This is a genomic window from Acidicapsa acidisoli, assembly GCF_025685625.1.
GTDB classification, from domain to species: Bacteria; Acidobacteriota; Terriglobia; order Terriglobales; family Acidobacteriaceae; genus Acidicapsa; species Acidicapsa acidisoli.
Window position 1 is genome coordinate 345,858 of the sequence record NZ_JAGSYI010000002.1, and the last position, 20,273, is coordinate 366,130.

The 20,273-nt window shown below is 56.9% G+C and carries 16 protein-coding genes; 14 read left to right on the top strand and 2 right to left on the bottom strand.

From position 1 onward, the window contains the following. The first annotated feature begins 248 nt into the window (after positions 1 to 248). Positions 249 to 836, top strand: coding sequence for a sigma-70 family RNA polymerase sigma factor (locus tag OHL23_RS11455; protein WP_263352017.1), 588 nt, complete (start codon positions 249 to 251; stop codon positions 834 to 836). Next, positions 836 to 3,667: a serine/threonine protein kinase gene (locus OHL23_RS11460; protein WP_263352018.1), complete on the top strand. Its 2,832-nt coding sequence runs from the start codon at positions 836 to 838 to the stop codon at positions 3,665 to 3,667. The genes OHL23_RS11455 and OHL23_RS11460 overlap by 1 nt, the downstream gene beginning before the upstream one ends. Before the next feature lie 37 nt (positions 3,668 to 3,704). On the opposite strand, the gene OHL23_RS11465 is transcribed toward OHL23_RS11460, so the two are convergent. After that, positions 3,705 to 5,210 carry a serine/threonine protein kinase gene (locus tag OHL23_RS11465; protein WP_263352019.1) on the bottom strand — a complete coding sequence of 502 codons (1,506 nt, stop codon included), beginning with the start codon at positions 5,208 to 5,210 and terminating at the stop codon, positions 3,705 to 3,707. A 390-nt stretch (positions 5,211 to 5,600) separates the two neighbouring features. Here OHL23_RS11465 and coxB point away from each other — a divergent pair, with 390 nt between their 5' ends. The 12 genes from coxB (at position 5,601) to OHL23_RS11525 (ending at position 18,520) form a co-directional block, all read left to right on the top strand. Then, positions 5,601 to 6,680: a cytochrome c oxidase subunit II gene (gene coxB / locus OHL23_RS11470; protein WP_317891676.1), complete on the top strand. Its 1,080-nt coding sequence runs from the start codon at positions 5,601 to 5,603 to the stop codon at positions 6,678 to 6,680. A gap of 33 nt (positions 6,681 to 6,713) precedes the next feature. Continuing rightward, the gene (gene ctaD, locus OHL23_RS11475) at positions 6,714 to 8,399 is read left to right on the top strand and encodes a cytochrome c oxidase subunit I (protein ID WP_263352020.1); all 1,686 of its coding nucleotides are present in this window, start codon (positions 6,714 to 6,716) and stop codon (positions 8,397 to 8,399) included. Then, on the top strand, positions 8,399 to 9,001 hold the full coding sequence (locus OHL23_RS11480; RefSeq protein ID WP_263352021.1) for a cytochrome c oxidase subunit 3: 603 nt from the start codon (positions 8,399 to 8,401) through the stop codon (positions 8,999 to 9,001). Before ctaD ends, OHL23_RS11480 begins: the two co-directional genes overlap by 1 nt. Before the next feature lie 21 nt (positions 9,002 to 9,022). Beyond that, the gene (locus OHL23_RS11485) at positions 9,023 to 9,889 is read left to right on the top strand and encodes a cytochrome c oxidase subunit 4 (RefSeq protein WP_263352022.1); all 867 of its coding nucleotides are present in this window, start codon (positions 9,023 to 9,025) and stop codon (positions 9,887 to 9,889) included. Between the two features lie 116 nt (positions 9,890 to 10,005). Further along, the gene (locus OHL23_RS11490) at positions 10,006 to 10,635 is read left to right on the top strand and encodes a cytochrome c (protein ID WP_263352023.1); all 630 of its coding nucleotides are present in this window, start codon (positions 10,006 to 10,008) and stop codon (positions 10,633 to 10,635) included. 40 nt (positions 10,636 to 10,675) lie between these two features. Continuing rightward, on the top strand, positions 10,676 to 11,359 hold the full coding sequence (locus OHL23_RS11495; RefSeq protein WP_263352024.1) for a QcrA and Rieske domain-containing protein: 684 nt from the start codon (positions 10,676 to 10,678) through the stop codon (positions 11,357 to 11,359). Then, positions 11,360 to 12,877 (top strand): cytochrome b N-terminal domain-containing protein, encoded by a 1,518-nt coding sequence (locus tag OHL23_RS11500; protein WP_263352025.1) that lies wholly within the window; start codon positions 11,360 to 11,362, stop codon positions 12,875 to 12,877. A 21-nt stretch (positions 12,878 to 12,898) separates the two neighbouring features. Continuing rightward, entirely contained in the window at positions 12,899 to 13,729 is an 831-nt protein-coding gene (locus OHL23_RS11505; RefSeq protein ID WP_263352026.1) for a cytochrome c oxidase assembly protein, read from the top strand. Between the two features lie 90 nt (positions 13,730 to 13,819). Beyond that, on the top strand, positions 13,820 to 14,032 hold the full coding sequence (locus tag OHL23_RS11510; RefSeq protein WP_263352027.1) for a heavy-metal-associated domain-containing protein: 213 nt from the start codon (positions 13,820 to 13,822) through the stop codon (positions 14,030 to 14,032). A 15-nt stretch (positions 14,033 to 14,047) separates the two neighbouring features. Continuing rightward, positions 14,048 to 16,459, top strand: coding sequence for a heavy metal translocating P-type ATPase (locus OHL23_RS11515; protein ID WP_263352028.1), 2,412 nt, complete (start codon positions 14,048 to 14,050; stop codon positions 16,457 to 16,459). A gap of 35 nt (positions 16,460 to 16,494) precedes the next feature. Beyond that, the gene (locus tag OHL23_RS11520) at positions 16,495 to 16,860 is read left to right on the top strand and encodes a metal-sensitive transcriptional regulator (protein ID WP_263352029.1); all 366 of its coding nucleotides are present in this window, start codon (positions 16,495 to 16,497) and stop codon (positions 16,858 to 16,860) included. A 130-nt stretch (positions 16,861 to 16,990) separates the two neighbouring features. Beyond that, a complete protein-coding gene (locus OHL23_RS11525; RefSeq protein ID WP_263352030.1) occupies positions 16,991 to 18,520 on the top strand; it encodes a metallophosphoesterase in 1,530 nt (509 codons plus the stop codon). 60 nt (positions 18,521 to 18,580) lie between these two features. Here the strand turns inward: OHL23_RS11525 and OHL23_RS11530 are convergent, their stop codons facing one another. Further along, a complete protein-coding gene (locus tag OHL23_RS11530; protein WP_263352031.1) occupies positions 18,581 to 19,900 on the bottom strand; it encodes a Gfo/Idh/MocA family protein in 1,320 nt (439 codons plus the stop codon). Positions 19,901 to 20,273 lie beyond the last annotated feature (373 nt).

The window sequence follows — 20,273 nt, forward strand, 5'->3', positions numbered from 1 at the left end:
TCTCCTATCTGAGGAAGCGGTTACCCAATTACCAAAGTAAGCTTTACTTTATGGAATTCACAACTGCCCCGGCTTATGGTAAACGTTATTTTCACGACATCCGACACGTGAACTCGACGGATTGAGCTTTCTTACTGTAAGTGTGGATCGACTTGCCTCTGCTTCAACGTCCTTTTCCCTTCCTTTCGGGCGGAATGGGACACACCGAGATGACCTCCGATGGAACGAGTTGCAGGAGAAACGCTCTCATGGCTGACGCAGATGGTGAGGTAACGCGGCTGCTGGAACGATGGAGGGAAGGCGATCCAGATGTATTGGAGAGCCTCATTCCACTCGTCTATGGACAACTGCATCGCATCGCGGAGGGCTACATGCGCCGTGAGCGCGAAGATCACACGCTACAGCCGACCGCGCTGGTCAATGAAGTCTACATGCGTCTATTAAGCCAGCGAAAAGTCTCCTGGCACGACCGGGGACACTTCTACACCTTTGCTGCCCGCATCATGCGAAACATTCTCAAGGACCACGCGCGCGCCCATCTTGCGGAGCGGCGCGGCGGTCCTGGCGCTATCCGGCTCCCGCTGTCCGACGAGATTGCTTGGGTCGGCACTTCTTCCGCTGAGATTCTAGACCTGAATAGGGCTCTGGATCGGCTGGAGAAGCTCGATCAGCGCAAGGCGCATCTGATCGAACTCCGTTTTTTCCTGGCATTGACGCTGGAGGAAACCGCGGAAGTGCTCTCGATTTCTCTTTCGACAGCCGAACGCGATCTCAAATTCTCGCGAAGCTGGCTCTATCAGGAGCTGAAATCTTCCCCGAAGAGCGAGACAGTCTGATGGACGCAGGTGCGGAGTTGCCTGGAAACCCAGCCGTATCTGCATCATCGGAAACCTCTCTTCGATGGGAACAGACGGAAGAGTTATTCCACCGCGCGATGGCGTGCCCGGCACAGGAACGCGCAAGCCGGGTAGTCGATTGGTCTGGCGGCGATGCGGAACTGCGAGACAGCGTGCTCAAGCTTTTGGAATCGTACCAATCCGTGGAAGAACTAATCTCCGCAGCTCCACCGCTCGATCCGGAGAATTTTTTGAAACGCACCCCGGTCGCCCCTGCAACTGGGGACGGCGAGGGGGGGGCAGGCGACCCGTGGATAGGTCGTGTATTAGGCGCATTTCGCCTGGAACGGCTGCTTGGCCAAGGTGGCATGGGAGTCGTTTATCTTGGTCAGCGCATATCAGGGGGCTTTACTCAGACTGTCGCAGTGAAACTTGTCGGTTGGCACTTGCGTTTGTCGCCCGCCGTTACGCAGTTTCTCCTGGAACGCGAAACTCTCGCCAAACTCGAGCACGGAAGCATTGCACGTTTGCTTGACGGAGGGGTCACCAGCGAGGGGTTTCCCTACGTAGTAATGGAGTACGTCGAGGGAAGGCGTCTCGACGAGGCCTGCGACGATCCTGCCGTTCCGATCAAACAGATTATCCGATGGGTACTGCAGTTGTGCAATGCAGTTACCTACGTTCACAGAAATCTCATCCTTCATCGCGATCTGAAGCCGGGTAACGTGATTGTGACGGACGACGGCATCGTGAAGTTGCTCGACTTCGGAGCCCTCAAGCGCATCGGAACCGGTGGCGATGCGCAGTCGGAGATGACACGTGCCGGGATGCGCCCGGTGACGGTGCGTTATGCCAGCCCGGAACACATTCGGGGAGATCGCGTCTCGACGTCTGCCGATGTTTTTTCGCTGGGGATGATCCTTTACCGGCTCATTGCAGGACAACTTCCCGAAGAGCTGAAAAATTTACCCATCGGTCTCTACCTCGACAGGTTAAGGCAAGGTCAGCTCAAGCCTCCGTCCCAGTGGGCAAGAGTGCACACACCGTCGCGGTTCCTTGATGCCCAAGTCTTGGATACCCAAGTCGCGCGCGACCTGGACGCAATCGTCTCGAAAGCAATTCGGTACGAGGACGAGGCACGCTATCCCACGGTAGCGGCCTTCGCTGAAGATCTTCTGAATGTCCTTCTGCATCGTCCTGTCGCAGCTAGAAATGGCAATCTCCTTTACTACACGGTCAAGTTTCACCGCCGCTATCGTTGGCCGGTCCGCTCCGCTGCCGCTGCCCTTCTCGTATTGATGGTGGGGCTTTGCGCGATGGCATGGCAGGGTCACGTTGCGCATCTCCAGGAGATTCGTGCGAACAAGGGCGTCGAGGACGAAAGGCAGCTTGCCCACATGTTGCTGTTCGACTACTTCGAACAGTTGAGCCTTGTTCCAGGCTCCATTGACGCGCAAAGAAAAGCTGTCACGCAGGCGCTTGCTTACCTGGACCGGCTGGCCCAGATTGCCCCCGGTTCAAGCCTGGAGATGGAAACCATCCGCGGCTTTACCGACATGGGCAATCTTCTCGGCAATCCCTACAATCAGAATCTTGGCAACGTTCCCGGAGCGTTGGATTCTCTGACCAAGGCCGTCTCTCTGGCCAATGCCAGGCTGAGCAAATATCCGCAGGATCTCGAATCGCAGCTCATATTGATGAAAGCGGAAACCGCGCTCGGCGGCACGTATCTCGGGAACGGAGACGCCGTTCACGCTGAGCCGATTCTTAAATCAGCCGCGGCAACGGCGGGAGAAATGGCCAGGAACCCACACGTCACCGCTCAGATGCTGGAGTCCGCATCCGGCATCACAGACCTGCTCGGCGATGCTTACGATCCGGGTCGAGGCTACGCCATTGCGGACCTCAATAAGTCCATGGAATCTTACCGCCAGTCTGACAAATACGACGAAATGTGCGATCAGGCAGATCCAAAGGCCGCGCTATGCAGCGCCGGAATTGTTGTCGGCGAATATAAATATGGGTCCTTGATCGAAGATACCGATCCAGCATCCGCCGCTGCTCATTATCGTCACGGATTGGACGTTGTTCTCCATCTCCCTCCTGAACAAAGGAAGACAACTCGCTCCCAACGCGGTAAAAACTATATGCTTGCCCGCCTCGGGCTCATGGAGATGCGCATCGGACACATGACCGAAGGAGTCGCGCTTGCTCAGGAGGCTCAAGACGGCTTTCGCAAAGCGATTGCGCAGGCCGAACTGGACAATCGCGCCCGCTTCGATCTGGTTGCCTTCGAAACGGATCTTGCCATCGAGTACGACCGCTTCGGCAAAGAGCGCGAGGCTTCGGAAACGGCCAGAGAAGTCCTGGGAATTTTATCAGTGCTGCTCAAACGCAGTCCGAACAACATACGCTGGCAGATGATCCAGGCGCAGGATCTGATGACCTTCGGGCGAATTGAAACGAAGCTTGGACACAAGAGCGCGGGCGCGGAAGCCAGCCGAAACGGTTTGCAGGAGGCAGTCCGTCTGGCGCAGGACAAAGAAGCTTCGCCTGAGGTTCTCGGAATCGCCGCCGATGGCCTCTTGGAGCTTCATCTGCATCCCGGGGATGCGCGCCTGGCGCTCGACTTTGCTCAAAGGGCCGCGAGCGCCTTTGCCAAACCGACCCCGACGCAACTGCTGACGCTGGCGAAGGCGCAATCCGCAGTCGGTGAATCAGAGCAGGCGAATCGAACGGCCCTATCCGTTCTATCCGCCCTCGCCGGACCCGTAAAAAGCAAGATCGTCGCGGATCAGATCGCAGAGGCTCGGGGACTAACCAGTCAATGAGCAGTAAACCTGAGACAGCTCAAACCTGAGCTTCAGATTAATGACTTTCCTCATGAGCAGCAGCATCGCGAAGTTGCATCATCTGCGGAATTCGCTCCCGCAGGTGCAGGACTTCCGGATCGCGCCTGTTCATCCCATCGAGAATCCGGCGCTCCCTGTCCAAGTCGTCGGATAATTGTCGAAGCGCGTCTTGTGTAAGCGGCCGGCGGCTCAGTTCCAGACGCGCCAGCTTTTCGTATTCGCCCGCCAATTCCAATTCGAGTTGAGTATCCTGGTCATCCTCTGCGGCCAGCGTGTTGATGGTTTCATGGGCGCTGTTCAACAAAGCGGCCTGCGCGGACTCCGCCCCCTGCAACCCGCGCACCGATTCGTAAAGTTCTCCGGCAAGGACATCGGTCAAGCGCACAAGATCGTGCAACCTCGTCTGGGCTATCTGACGCTTTCGAGCCGCGTCTGTCGCTTGCCTGACAACGCCGACGATGCTGAATATCGCCACAAGCAGAAAAACACAACCGAGGCAGGCCGCAAGCCGATTTCTCAGCACCCATTTGCGCGCATAGGTCCATCGTCCGGCCGCCCTCGTCTTGATCGGATAACCCAGTAGATGCCGCTTGAATTCCTCGCGCATCTGGTTCGCGCTCTGAAATCGCTCCGCTGGATTGCGCCGGAGAGCTTTGGCGACAATCGCTTCCAGGTCGCCCTGAATTGCCGCGAGCAATCCTCCGGGCGTGGTCGCGCGCAGGGCGGCAATCGACTTCAACGAGTCGGAACCGAAGGTCTGGATCCTTCCGGATAAGAGCGTGGTCGAATCGTCGTCAAGAACGGGCCTCTGAATTGGAATTCGCGCCTCACTCGGCTTGACGCCCGCCAGAATGTTCTGGGCAATTAAGCCAAGAGAATAAATGTCGCTCGCCACGGTTAGCCGTTCTCCGGCACGCTGTTCGGGACTGGCATAAAGCACCGTGTAACTATCCTGGACTGATTCCTCCGAGACGACGGCTGGCGAGCCTGGTTGAGCCGCGCCGAGGCCGGAGCCTAGATCTGCGAGGATGGTCGCAACTCCGAAATCGAGCAGCCGGGGCTTGCCTTCTGCCGTGACGAGAATATTCTCAGGCTTAAGATCTGCGTGCACCACCAGATGGCGATGCGCATGCTCGACGGCCTCCAGAACATCCAATAGAAGCTCAACACGACGGCGCATCGGAAGCCGATGATCGTCGCAATAGGCATCCAGCGGCATGCCATCGACATACTCCATTACGATGTAGCGCGAGCCATCCTCTGTGATGCCTGCATCCAGCATCCGGACGACACCCGGATGCTCCAGTGCTGCAAGTAGCTCGCCCTCTCGCTCGATCTTCCCGTCGGCTGCATCGGGAAAGAGACTCGGATGCAATATCTTGATCGCGACCTGTTGGGAGAACTGCTCCATGCGTTCTCCCAGATAAACAGCTCCCATTCCGCCAACGCCTAAAAGGCGCAGGACGCGGAATGGCCCGATCGTCTTGGGAATTTCGGAATTGGAAACAGGGGGCTTCAGCATCCGGTCTAACATACCAACACATTTGGATCGCGCGGGCAAATTTCCTTCCCGGATAGCTTTTCTTGCCAGCCGAATCTCGCTGGATGTGGAAATCCGCGCCCCTTGACTTTTGCGTTAAAGTCGCGTAAGTCATTGTCGTTAAAGGAAATCCACAGATATTTTTGAATCTCCCTTCTAAGGGAATACATCAATTGATCAAGCATTTGAACGCGCATTGATTCGGAATTTTATCCAGCATCGAAATTTACGAAGACCAAAGTTTTTTGTGTAAACATTAAATCAAACGATGCTGTTTTGCTCGATGCCGCATCAATTTCAGTAATCCGTTGCTGACGTGCTGCTTTCGTCAGGCACCTTTCGCAAACAACAAATTCTTGAGGCCAGAATCCCTTGCGTTTTTTCGCCAGCTTCTCGACGACAGATTGCGAAAATCATAGGCTCCGCACAGCCCGGCTCATAGGCCGTGTGCTGTTGGGCCTGCCATTTCTCGGCAGCATGGCTTATGCGCAGTCGCCAACAAACATCTTTGCGCCCGCGGCCACTCCGGCACACTCCATCTTCGGCCTCTCGATGCTTGTCCTCGGCGTCACCCTCGCCATTTTTCTCATCGTCGCCGGAATGCTGCTCTATGCGCTAATTCGATACCGGCACAGGCCAGATGAGTCTACTCTGGAGCCGGCGCAAATCTATGGCAGCAACCAGATCGAAATGTCCTGGACTGTCATTCCGATCCTCATCGTTGTGATGCTCTTTCTGTCGACCGCGCGCGTGATTCTGGGAACACAGGCCATTCCGAAACCGGCCAACTCTTTAGACGTAACCGTCGTGGGCCATCAGTTCTGGTGGGAGTATCGGTATCCGAAGCTGGGAGTTGTGACAGCCAATGAGCTTCACATTCCTGTCAGCGATCCTTCGGCTCCTCAGCCAACCTATCTCACCATGTCGTCGGCGGACACCGATCATAGCTTCTGGGTGCCGCGTCTGGCGGGCAAGACGGATGTGATTCCGAATCGCGTCAATACGATGTGGATCGATCCTTCGCAAGCTGGTCTTTACCTTGGCCAGTGCGCGCAATATTGCGGAACGCAGCACGCGAAGATGCTCTTGCGCGTCTACGCCGATACTCCTGAACAGTTCGCTACCTGGATCGCGCAGCAGAAAAAGCCGGCGCAACAGGACTTCCCTGGCAATCCTGCGGCTGTCGAAGGTCAGACCGTATTCATGCACAACGCCTGCATCAACTGCCATGCGGTTGGTGGAACCGTGGCCAACGGAAGATTCGGACCTGACCTTACTCACCTGGCGAGCCGCGATACGATTGCTTCGGGAGCGGTCCCGAATACGCCGGACAATTTGAGAAAGTGGATCGACGATCCCAATTCGCTGAAGCCTGGTTCGTTGATGCCTTCGATGCATTTGAACAGTCATGATCTGGATGTCATCACGGCTTACCTTACGCAGCTTCGCTAACCATTCAATGAGTCAGCAACGTGGAGATGTCTCATGAGTACAACTACGCAAGTGCCGGGAATCGATGAGACGCTGACGACCCGGCAGGGCAGGCCGCCAGTCAATGTGATCTACGAGTGGCTGACGACAGTCGATCACAAGAAGATCGGACTGATGTACATCAGTTATGCTTTGATTTTCCTGATTGTCGGCGGCATTGAAGCAACGCTGATGCGCATCCAACTCGCGCGCCCGAACAATCACTTCGTCTCGCCACAGGTCTTCAATCAGCTCTTCACCATGCACGGCACAACGATGATCTTCTTCATGGTTATGCCTATAGTTTTCGGCTGGGGAAATTACCTTGTCCCCCTCATGATCGGGGCGCGAGACATGGCGTTTCCCCGGCTCAACTCCTTCAGCTTCTGGATCTCTGCCTTTGCGGGAATGCTGCTGTATTTCAGTTATTTCGGGGCGAGCGGGTTATACGCCGCAGGGTCAGCGCCGGATGTAGGCTGGTTTGCCTACGCGCCGCTGACAGCCAGAGTCTTTTCGCCCGGGCACAGCACCGACTACTGGACGCTTTCCGTCTTTCTAAGCGGAGTCGGATCGATCGGGACCTCCATCAATTTTGTGGCCACGATTCTCTCCATGCGCTGCAAGGGCATGAAGATGAGCCGGATGCCCCTTCTGGTCTGGCTTTATCTGGTAACAGCGAGCCTGGTCTTCGTTGCCGTAAGTCCGCTCACAGCGGCGCAGATCATGCTGGCTCTTGACCGATACCTTGGCTCTCACTTCTTCGATACGCAGGCCGGCGGCTCGGCGGTCCTTTGGATGCACTTCTTCTGGATCTTCGGCCATCCCGAAGTCTACATTCTGGTGCTCCCCGCATTTGCCTTTGTCAACGAAATCGTTCCGGTCTTCTCCCGTAAGGCCATCTTTGGCTATCCGGCAATGGTGGCTGCATCTGCAGGCATCGCCTTTATCAGTCTCAGCGTGTGGGCGCACCACATGTTCACCGTCGGGATGGGCGCGGCTGCGAACACCTTCTTCGTTTTCGCCACCATGGTCATATCGGTGCCCACCGGAATCAAGATATTCAACTGGCTGGCGACGATCTGGGGCGGAAAGGTGATTTTCGCCACGCCGATGATGTTCTGCGTGGGATTCCTGTTTCAGTTCCTGATTGCTGGGCTCACCGGCATCATGCTCTCAGCGGCTCCATTCACCTGGCAACTCGGCAACTCATATTTTGTTGTGGCCCACTTTCATTACGTAATCGTTGGCGCCATCGTATTTGCGCTGTTCGCTGCCTTCTATTACTGGTATCCCAAGATCACAGGCCGGATGATGTCGGAAACACTCGGCAAATGGCACTTCTGGCTTTTCATCATCGGCTTCCACCTCACCTTCGACTTCATGCATATTCCGGGCCTTCTGGGTATGCCGCGGCGCATCTACACGTATGAAGCAGGCCGCGGCTGGGAGACATGGAACATGATTGTCAGCATCGGCACCATCTTCCAGGCGGCTGGACTCCTGGTCTTCATATACAACATGGTGCGCTCGTACTACCACGGCGATGAGGCGGGCCACGACCCGTGGGATGCATGGACGCTCGAATGGACAACAACTTCCCCGCCGCCCGCTTACAACTTTGCTATTGAACCCACGGTCTACAGCAGACGCCCGTTGTGGGACATCAAACATCCTGAAGATCCGGACTCGGACTACGAATAATGAAGAATGCAGACGCAATCCCGATGGACGAACTGGTGGAGAGGCCCTGGACGCTGCCCTATCGCGGCACTGTTGGCATGGCCTGTCTGATATTGGCCGAGGCGGCGATCTTCGTCATCTTCGTGGTCGCTTACATCTTCTACATCGGCAAGAGCATCTCCGGCCCGACACCGGCACAGGTGCTCGAACTACCGATCTTTGGCACCATCTGCCTGCTTTCGAGCAGCATCACGGTGCACTTCGCGGGAAGTGCGCTGCACAAAGGCAAGCTGCGCAGCTGCACGCTTCAACTGGCTGCCACGGTACTTCTGGGAGCGATCTTTCTCATCACGACCGCCCAGGAGTGGTATCACCTGATCCACGATGAAGGTCTGACGATTCAGACCAACCTCTTTGGTACGACCTATTACTCGCTGGTGGGACTGCACGCGACTCACGTCGTAGTGGGGCTATTCATGCTCTCGCTCGTCCTGAGCTTCGCGCTCACCGGGCGTCTCAAGGAAGAGCATTCCGCAAAGCTCGAAGTGCTTTCGCTCTACTGGCACTTCGTCGACGCCGTCTGGGTAGTCGTATTTCTGGTGGTCTATGTTTTGGGCAGGTAAATTGCAGAAAGGAGAAGCAGGATGCAGCACGGCGAATCAATGAACCCCGGCGAGCACGCGCACCAGCAACACAGCAGCGACGAAGTTGTGCTTCCCGTACCAACACCCTGGCCCATGGTGCTTGCACTGGGCGTCTCCCTTATCATCACCGGCATGGTGACGCACTGGGTCGTCAGCCTGCTCGGTGTTGTGCTAGCCCTGCGATCCGCTGTCGGCTGGTTCTTTCAGGTATTGCCGCATGAGAACCATGTTCCCGTCCCAGTGGTGCCGGACCGCACGATATTCGTCAGCCCACGTGGAAGGCGTCCGGGTGCGCCCGTCGATGCGCAGCATCGCAAGTTGTTGCCCGTTGAGACATTCAGCGTTGTAGCGGGAATCAAGGGTGGCATTGTCGGCGGCGTCGCCATGGTCATACCGGCCACGATCTTCAGCCTCCTTCGCTATCACAGTCTGTGGTACTCGATCAATCTTCTCGCGGCCGGCGGCTTTGTCAGTTGGGCGGGAGAAAGCAACGCATTCCTCGCCCAGTTTCATCTCCTTGGATTGCTTGCAGCCACTGGAATTCATGGACTCACATCTATCCTCGTTGGCTTGCTTTACGGCGCAATGCTTCCGATGTTTCCGCGAAAGCCCATTCTTACTGCCGGCTTCGTCGCCCCGTTTATGTGGACAGGAATCCTGTACACAGCTTTGGGCGTAATCAGCCCGATTCTTAACGCGAGAATCGACTGGCTATGGTTCGTCATTTCGCAGATCGCTTTCGGTCTGGTCTGCGGCTTTGTCGTCAATCTACAGGTCAAAGTACGGACGCCGCAATTTCGCTCCTTGCCCTTTGCCGTTCGCGCCGGCCTTCATAGCGATCAAATAAAAATGAAAGACGACGAGTAATGAGAGCAGCCCTGCTAAATCGGACTCATTTCTGTACGCTGCTGCTATCGGCGGCATGCGCAGCCATGCTCGGCTGCGGACACATCCCAGGCCGACCGGGCCCTGGACCGGAAGTCGTGCGTCCAGAAGAGGTGCTCGACTTCCCTACCCTCTACAAACAGAACTGCGCTGCCTGCCATGGTGACAATGGCAGAAATGGCGCAACTATCGCTCTCTCCAATCCCGCATTTATTGCCGTTGCTGGAGAAGCTCAGATACGCGACGTAATTTCGAAGGGCGTTCCGAACCACCTAATGCCTGCGTTTGAAAAAAGCTCAGGCGGCATGTTGACCACTCAACAGGTCACAACGCTCGCCCACGGCATCGTTCAGGAGTGGGGTAACGCGGACCTCTTCGCAGGACAGACACTTCCTCCGTACCTTACGACGCTGCCCGCCAGTGTCGACAATGGGCAGCAAGCCTTCGGCACCTTTTGTGCAAAGTGCCATCGACCCAACGGCGAAGGCCATCCCCCGATTGGAAAAATTGGCAAGCTTGGCTCGATCGTCGATCCGTCTTATCTTGCGCTGGTCAGCGATCAGTATCTGCGCAGCACAATCATCGCAGGCAAGCCAGACGAGCATATGCCGGACTGGCGCTCCTATTCGACACAGCCGATGACCGATCAGCAAATTACGGATGTCGTCGCATGGCTGGCCTCAAAACGAGTTGTCAACCCAGGGCAGCCATACCCAACTCATCCATGATGCAGCGAGAACAAATGTCGCAACCAATGAAGAAAACCGCATGGAGCAGGACGCAATGAATCCCAGTGAGCCGCCCGTAATCAATCATCAAGAGACCGCAGCGGAGCCTGTGGCAAAGCCCAAAGGCGCCGGAGACTCGCGCCGTATTTTCCTCTTTAAGCTGTCCCTTGCTTTGAATGGAGTCGTCGGCGCAGTGCTTGCCGTGCCGATCCTCGGCTATCTGCTCGGTCCAGCTTTGAAGAAGAAATCGAGTGAAAGTTTCTGGATCAACCTTGGTCCGCTCGCCGATTTTCCCGAGGGCGAAACTCGCCTGGTCAATTTCCGAAATCCAATCACAACCACCTGGGATGGACAGACCGGAGACATTCCCTGCTGGGTTCGGCGAATCTCCGGCAACGACTTCCAGGTCTTCGCCATCAACTGCGCTCACCTTGGATGCCCGGTGCGCTGGTTCGCCCAATCGAAGCTGTTCATGTGCCCTTGCCATGGCGGCGCATACTACCAGGATGGTTCACGCGCCTCGGGACCGCCAGAGCGCGGACTCTTCGAATATGACCACAGGATCACAGCAGGCAACCTGTTCATCAGTGCCGGCAAGATGCCGACGCTGGCTGCGCGTAACTGCTCGAAGCCGCCGCTAACTCAGATTCAATCGCTTCCGTCGACCACAATTGCAGCTAATGAAATCGAGCCCTCCGAAGGCCTGAAATTGAGGAACAGCTAAATGGCCAGCCTGAAACAACGCGGCATCGATGTCTACAACTGGTTTGAGCGCCGTCTCGGAGTCTTCACGCCAGCAATCGAGGCGGCCGAGCACCCGGTCCCATCTAACACATCCAGTTGGTGGTATGTCTTCGGAAGCGCGGCGACGATCATCCTTGTGCTTCAGGTCGTGACAGGCGTTCTGCTGGCGCTGGTCTACGCCCCCACTGCCAGCCAGGCCTGGGGCAGCCTCGAATTCCTCGACCACAACGTGAAACTCGGCTGGTTCCTGCGTGCCATGCACGGCTGGGGCTCCGACTTCATGATCGCCATCGTGCTGATTCATCTGGCACAGGTCTTTCTCTTTGGCGCATACAAATTTCCGCGTGAACTCACCTGGATCATCGGCGTCTTTCTGTTGCTGCTGACGCTAGGCATGGCCTTCACCGGCCAGGTACTGCGCTTCGATCAGGACGCCTACTGGGGACTCGGAATTGGCGCATCCATTGTCAGCCGCGTGCCCGTCATCGGCGGACCACTGGTGGGCCTGATGCTGGGCGGCCCTATCATTGCCGGTCCTACGCTTTCCCGCTTCTTCACCCTGCACGTCTTCGTCATTCCCGGCATCCTGCTCGGGCTGGTGGCCCTCCATCTTCTGATGGTCATTCGCCTCGGCATCAACGATTGGCCCATGCCGGGCAGACTGGTGAGTAAGAAAACCTACGTGCAGGAATATCACCAGCTCACGGAAAAGACCGGCATCCCTTTCGTACCCGATGCTGCGTGGAAAGACGCTGTCTTCGGCGCCGCCATCATGCTTGCCATCATGGCCTGTGCGCTTTGGTTCGGTCCATTCGGCCCCACCGGCCAACCCGATCCGACGATCATCGAGACCGCGCCCAAGCCCGACTTCGCATTTCTCTGGATTTACGCTGTTCTGGCTTACCTACCGCCCAGTATCGAAACGCCGGTGCTTTTCATCGCACCCGTCATCGGAATCGGCGTCATGCTGCTGCTTCCGCTTGTCTCCGGCGAAGGCGAAAAACACTGGTCGCGCCGACCGGTAGCCGTTCTGATGGTTGCCGTAATCGCAGTCACACTAGGAGCCTTTACGCGCCTCGGCATGTATACGCCGTGGAGTCCCATTATGAACGCCTGGACCAGCGACACAATTCCCACGCAGTACTTACATGACCGCACTCCGCTGGAGCGGCAAGGCGCGCTTGTGCTGCAAAACAAGCAATGCCGCAATTGCCACTCCATCGGCGGAGCAGGCGGAATGCGTGGTCCTGCTCTCGATTCGGTCGCCTCACGCCTAACCGAAGATCAGATGATCCGCCAGGTCCTGCAAGGTGGCGGAAACATGCCCGCCTACGGCAATGCGCTCAATCCTTCCGAGACGACCGCACTGGTGCAATTCCTCAAGACCTTGCGCGGCGGCGATCTTACTCCCGCCGTCGATGCCTCACGCAAGATGGCGATGACCAGCGAACAAACTCCGCCTGCAACGCCCAACCAGCCAGCGCCGGAGGGAAAATAGCACTGAACTCCTCGGATTCCAATGCCTCCTGAAATTCAGGCTGTCTTCGACGATTGGTCGCCGCCGGTCTTCCTCACGATACTGACGCTGCTCAGCGCCGTCGTTTACATTCGCGGATGGTTCGCCATCCGCAAAACCCGGCCCGAGCAATTCCCCGATTGGAGACTGGCGTCTTTTCTCGGCGGCCTTGCCGTGCTCTGGCTGTCCATCGGCTCACCGATGGACGGCTTCGCCGATGCTCTGCTCAGCGCGCACATGGTCGAGCATCTGCTCCTCATGTCAGTCGTTCCTCCGTTGATCCTTCTCGGCGCGCCCCAGGTGCCGATGCTCCGCGGTCTGCCCCGCGTGGTAACGGTATACCTGCTTGGCCCGCTGCTTCGCTCGCGATCGCTGCGAAAACTGGGCCATTTCCTCACCAGACCGGCCGTTGCGTGGATCACTATGAATTTTCTCTTCCTCGCCTGGCACGTTCCCGGTGCATATAACTTCGCGCTCGAGCATGAGCGATGGCACGATTTCGAACACATCTGCTTCCTCGGTTCCTCAATCCTCTTCTGGTGGCCAATTGTTCGCCCCTGGCCGACTAGCGCGCGTTACCCAGGCTGGCTGATGCTGCCCTATCTCGTCGGCGCCGACATCGTGAACACAGCGCTTTCGGCTTTTCTCGCCTTCTGCGACCGCCCCGTCTACAGCTACTATGTGACTGAGCCGAATACGTTTCACGTGTCGCCCCTGGCCGACCAGGTCGTTGGCGGGTCGATCATGTGGGTCGTCGGATCACTCTTCTTCCTTGTCCCGGCCGCCTTGATAACGATCCGGTTGATTCAACAGGAATCCAGGGCGCGCGCCTAGCGCCCCGCCATAAACCCATTCGAAAGTGTGCAAAATTATGAATACCCCTGGGGGGCATGGGCATCTCATGTAGTGTAAAGGAGAAACATCGTGAAAAGCACACTTACACTATCGATCGAAGGAATGCACTGCGGGGCTTGCGTCCGCAGGGTCACCGATGCGCTGCAGAAAGTTGACGGTGTTGAAGTTGGTTCCGTAGAAGTAGGTTCAGCAAAACTGGCCTTCAACCCTGAAGAAACGACCGCGGATCAGATCGCAGCTGCCGTAAACCGGATTGGCTTCCAGGCCAACGTGGCCAATTGAGCCGGGAGGGGCAGTATGTTAACCGCATCCGAAAACCTTAAAGAAGCAAAAAATAGAGATGTACGAAAAGAGGTGACGCCAGAGCGCGTCACCATCTCAGTAACCGGAATGACCTGCGCCGCCTGCCAGTCCTTCATTCAGCGAACCTTAACTGGCCAGGCCGGGGTGAAAGACGCCACAGTCAACCTCATGTTGAATAACGCCACGGTAACCTTCGATCCGAGTCTGACCTCGACCGAAGCACTGGTAGAAAACATCCGTCAGACCGGCTACGGCGCAGAAGCCCCGCTGCTCGATGAATCGGTACTGGAAGAGCAGGAACGGAACGACGAAGAGCAGCTCCGCGAGTATAAGCAACTCCGTCTGAAAGCGATCGTGAGTCTTACCGCGGGCCTGGTCGCCATGGTGCTTTCCATGCCCTTGATGAGCATGAGCCGCGCCGGTGGCATGGAGCAAATGCATGACCCGCTGATGAGTTGGAACATGCGGGTCCTTGACCCCATCCTGCGTACGCTTATGCCGTGGATGTATGTCGTCAGTGATAACGCTATCCGCTGGTCTCTTTTCGGGCTCAGCCTTGTCATCGTAGTGTGGGCCGGACGCCGCTTTTACACCAAGGCATGGTCCGCCCTGCTGCATAAGACGGCGGATATGAATACGCTGGTTGCGCTCGGAACGGGCGCGGCGTTTCTCTACTCCACGGCAAGCACCATCGCACCGGGATTCTTCCTCGCCCACGGGATCGCTCCCGACGTCTACTACGAAGCCGGAATGTTGATTATCGGTTTAGTACTGGTCGGCAACACCCTGGAAAGCCGTGCAAAAGGCCAGACCGTCAATGCCTTGCGCAAACTCGTGCAACTTCAGCCGAAGACGGCAACCGTCATTCGGGATGGTGTGGAGAGCAAGCTTCCGATTGAGTCACTTCAAAACGGCGATCTCATTCTCGTGCGCCCCGGCGAGCGCGTCCCGACCGATGGCGAAGTCATCTCCGGCCGGAGCAGCGTGGACGAATCGATGCTCACCGGAGAATCGCTTCCTGTCGAGAAGAACGCGAGAGATCGCGTGATGGGCGGAACGCTTAACCAGCACGGATCCTTCCAGTACCGGGCAACCACCGTCGGGGCCGGCAGTACATTGGCGCAGATAGTGCGCCTCCTGCGCGACGCGCAAGGGTCCCGCGCGCCGATTCAACGAATTGCGGATCGTATCAGCGCAATCTTTGTCCCGTCCGTCCTCGCAATTGCAATCGTTACATTCTTCGCGTGGCATATCTTCTCACCGGGCGCCGGAATCATGCAGGCCTTTGCCGCTGCCGTCACCGTGCTGGTAATCGCGTGCCCGTGCGCAATGGGTCTGGCCGTGCCGACCGCCGTGATGGTCGCAACAGGACGCGGAGCGACCTTTGGCATCCTCATCAAAGGCGGCGAAGCCTTACAGAGGATGGAGAAGATCGATACGGTCATTCTGGACAAGACAGGCACCATCACCGCAGGCCGTCCACAGGTTACGGATCTCCTGCTTGCGGAATCGGACTCGGCGCGCGAATCCGAAGACAACTTGATCCTCCACGCTGCCTCCCTCGAACGCGCCAGTGAGCATCCTCTGGCCGAAGCAGTGACTCGCTATGCGCAGGAACGCGGCCTCAGCGTTCCCATTGCGACAGATTTCGAGTCGATGTCGGGTCTTGGCATAGTTGGCATCGCGAACGAAAACGCGGTGTTGATCGGCAATCTCTCTTTGATGCAAAAGTACAGCATCGCGTATGACACTCTTCATGCTGCGTCCAAGCGCCTTGCCGAGGAAGGCAAGACACCGCTCTGGATTGCAATTAACGGCAAACTGGCCGGCATCATCGCCGTCGCCGACACGGTCAAACCTACTTCCACGGGAGCCATTCGGCAGATGCACGCAGAGGGGCTTCGCGTCGTGATGCTGACCGGCGACAACGAGCGGACAGCAAAAGCAATTGCCCGCGCCGTCGGTGTCGACGAAGTCATCGCCGGAGTCCTTCCGTCTGGAAAGGTCGATGCCGTCAAGCGAATCCAGCAAGAAGGCCGTATCGTCGCCATGGTCGGCGATGGCGTGAACGATGCACCCGCGCTGGCCCAGGCCGACGTGGGCCTGACCATGGCCAGCGGCTCCGACATCGCAATGGAAGCAGGCGACGTGACGCTCATGCGCAGCGACCTCACCGGAGTTGCAATGGCCATTGCCCTCTCACGCGGCACAATGCGCGTGATGCGGCAAAACCTGTTCTGGGCCTTCCTGTACAACGTCATCGGAATTCCAGTTGCCGCGGGGGCGCTTTACCCTGCCTTCGGTCTGCTGCTGAGTCCGGTGCTCGCTAGTGCCGCCATGGCCTTCAGCTCCTTCAGCGTTGTTACCAATAGCCTGCGGCTGCGCCGCCTGAAGCTCACATCTTGAAGCTCAAATCTTGAAGTTAGGATAAGGACACCGAAATGACCTCAAGAAGAACCGCCTTGAAGACCACCTCCATTGACGATCCCGCCTTATGCGGGATCGCAACTGAAGAGCACAAAGCCATAGGTGTGGACCCGGAGATCAAAGCCTCCAACCTGCGCAGGCTCAGCCGCGTCGAAGGCCAGATCCGCGGCATACAACGCATGGTGGAAGACGATCGCTATTGCGCCGATATCCTCACCCAGATCTCTTCAGCACAAGAGGCACTTCGCGCTGTCGCCCGGGCACTGATGCGAAACCACCTCAGCCATTGCGCTACGCACGCAATTCGAAACGGCTCCGAGGAAGACAGGCAAGCCATGTACGACGAATTGCTTGACATCATCTATAAGAACGCCAGATAGCAGCGAATACGTTGCGCACTGGGCTTCGGAACTATTCCTCTCGCGGCTACAATAGAGCTGCCGAAGGTACGGAAGATCGAACAGGGACCTGTCCTTGGACTCCTGTGCCGCACCAGGCAAAGGAGTCCTCTTGAAGTCCATTCGCGCATCTTTCGGGTGGTACGCCGCCGTCTGGCTTTTCGTCATAATTCTCTTCAGCTCAGCGCTCGCACCCAGAGCCGAGGCGCAGGCTGCCCCTGCGGCGCAAAGCCATCCGCAGCATCGCGAAGAAACCCGCGATAGAGCCGGAGATCGCACCGTTCCAGCGCTCTTCGTCAGCGACATTCACTTCGATCCCTTCCACGACCCAGCCAGATTGCCGCAGCTTGTAGATGCTCCAGTCAACCAGTGGAGCGCGATCCTTGCGGCTCCGCCGTCTCCCAATCAGCAGCAGGCATTCGAGTCCCTGCAACAACAGTGCCACGCGCGTGGAGTCGACACCTCCTATGCTCTGCTTCGTTCAAGCCTGCAGGCGATGAAAACAAAGCAGCCTGACGCGAACTTCATGACCGTCAGCGGCGACCTGATCGCCCATGCCTTTGAATGCCGATACAAGACACTTCTTCCACCCTCGACAGAAAGCGACTATCAGGCCTTTGTCTTGAAGACCATCAGCTTTGTCGTCGCGGAGCTGCGCAATTCATTCCCAGCCATGCCGGTTTACATGGCTCTCGGAAACAACGACTCCGGCTGCGGCGACTACAAGCTCGATTCCGGCAGCGACTTTTTCAAACAAGCCGGCAAGATTCTCGCCGAGGGTCTTCCGTTGCCGGCACAAAAAGAAGCAGCCGAGCAATTTGCAGCGGGAGGCTACTACAGCGTTGCGATGGCCACGCCAATGCGGGCCACAAGGCTCATTGTCATCAACGACACCTTTCTATCTCCCAAATACACGACATGCAGCGGAGCTCCAGCCCCCAATGCCGGAGATGCACAGATCGACTGGCTGAAGAAGCAGCTCAACGAGGCTCGCGAAGCACATCAAAACGCCTGGATTCTCGGCCATATCCCGCCCGGTGTCAACGTGCCTTCGACCATGGCGAAGATGAAAAATGTCTGCGCGAAAGCGAAGCCCGAGATGTTCCTGGCCAGTGGCGCGCTCACCGACGATCTGACCGCCAACGCGGACGTGATCCGCTTTGCAATTTTCGCTCATACCCACATGGATGAACTGCGCCTGTTGCGCCCGCAGGACGACGTTGCAAGCACCTCTTCGGAGCACGACGTGGCGATCAAAATGGTTCCCTCGATCTCGCCTGTGGACGGCAACAATCCCGCCTTTACCATCGCAAAGGTGAACCCATCCAAGTCAATCCTGCAGGATTATGAGGTAATCTCAGCCTCAAACCAGACCGGCATCGACACCACGTGGTCCCTGGAGTACGAATTCGCCAAGGCTTATCACGAAAGTGAATTTTCTCCTGCGTCGGTCAAGGAATTGATTGGAAAGTTCAAGAACGACCGCGACTCAAACCAGGATGTCAGCGCCGCCTATATCCGCAACTTCTTCGTCGGCGATCGCTCCGTCTTACTGAAACCATTCTGGCCCCAGTACGTGTGTGGACTCGCCAATTCCACAGCCACGTCGTTCGCCGCCTGCATGTGTGGAACCGATAAATAGCCCTTCAATATCTCAGAGGGATCCGGAAACATCCCATTTCCGGACCCTCTGAATTAGCCGCTAGACGCGCGGTGCCCAACCCGGTTCGTACTCCCGATCCCACATTTTCATCGCCTCGGGGTCGTTCTTGATCCGTCCGTCTTTCGGATCGAGATGCAACTCCCGATTCACCTCCCAGGCGATGTTGGAGAGTTGCAGCATAGTGACAGCGACGTTCCCGACAGAGACGGGAGCATTCAGCTTCTCCCCTTTGCGAATTCCAGCGATGAAATTTGCAAAATGCAGGTCCGTCATAGAGTCGCGTCCAAGCAAATCCGAGGACGAAGTCTCTTTGCCGGTCTTGTATTCGCTCGTCTTCTTACCCTTGAGATCGTAGATCTCGTAGCCATCGCGATCCACCAGCACCGTGCCCTCAGTCCCCATGATCGTCGATCCTCTGCCGCGGTTGTAGTACTGCATCCCCTGGCAGCACGTACCCTCCCACGAGAGCACCTTGTCGTCGTATTCAAAACTCGTAATCAGCGTGTCGTAGAACTGCCAATCGTCCTTGAACGCATATCTGCCGCCCGACGAAGTCACACGGTTGGGGAAATCAACACCCAGCGCCCACCGGCAGACATCCACCTCATGCGTGCCGTTGTTGAGCGACTCTCCAGTGCCATAAATCCTGAACCAATGCCAGTTATAGGGCTGCACATTGTCTTTGTATGGACGCCGTGGAGCAGGTCCCTGCCAGAGATCCCAATCCAGTTGCGGAGGCACCGGCGCTTCCTTGCCGACACCGATCGATTTCCTGGTGTTGTTGTACCAGCATTTCGCAAAATAAGCCTTGCCGATAAGTCCGCCATGAATCTTCTCGACGATCTCGATCGTGTGCGGCGAAGATCGCTGTTGCGTTCCCATTTGCACGAGCTTGCCATACTTCTGCTGGGCCCGAACAAGCAGCGCTCCCTCGCCGGGGTTGTGGCTGCACGGCTTTTCGACGTACACATGCTTGCCCGCCTGCAAGCCCGCAATGGCCATCGGAGTGTGCCAGTGATCAGGTGTGGCTATCGTGATCGCGTCCACGTCCTTGAGTTCGAGTATCTTGCGAAAATCCTGGTTCGTGCCCGGAGCATAGCCCAATTCCTGCTGTACATTTTGCGAGAACTTGGCAAGTGTATTGCGGTCCACATCGCAAACATGCGCGATGTGGGCCGCGTCCTTGTTCGCTTTAAGCGATGAAAGATGGGCATAGGCGCGACTGTTCAGGCCCATGACTGCAAAGTTGAGGCGATCGTTCGATCCGACGATCTGGCCATAGCTCTTGGCGGATGAACTGACTGCCAGCCCCGCCGCTCCAACTGCCATTGTGTCGAGAAACTCTCTTCGTGTAACCATCTGTCTCCTTTTGACACCCCGCGATTCCTTCACTTCGTTCAGAGCAACGGAATCTATATAAGGTTCGCGACCAATTCTGGCCGACGCTTCTTTCAATCGTCCATGCTATTACGACGGGTTCAGTTTCGGCGAACAATGCAACCCGGAGATGAATTCCCCGGCAATCCGGCCCACCGGCTCTCCCGGCGACGATTTGGCGACCGCTAAATTCAGTGAAAAGATCGGTGAATTAGATCGGTGAATCCACAACGGCTCAAGAGCAACCTGATTCAGGACACCGAATGCTCTTTAGGAAACCGTCGTCGGATTTCGTCTCAGCAAAACTCGTTCTCTCACAGGTAATCCCAATATCGCTTTGCCTATTATTCAACAG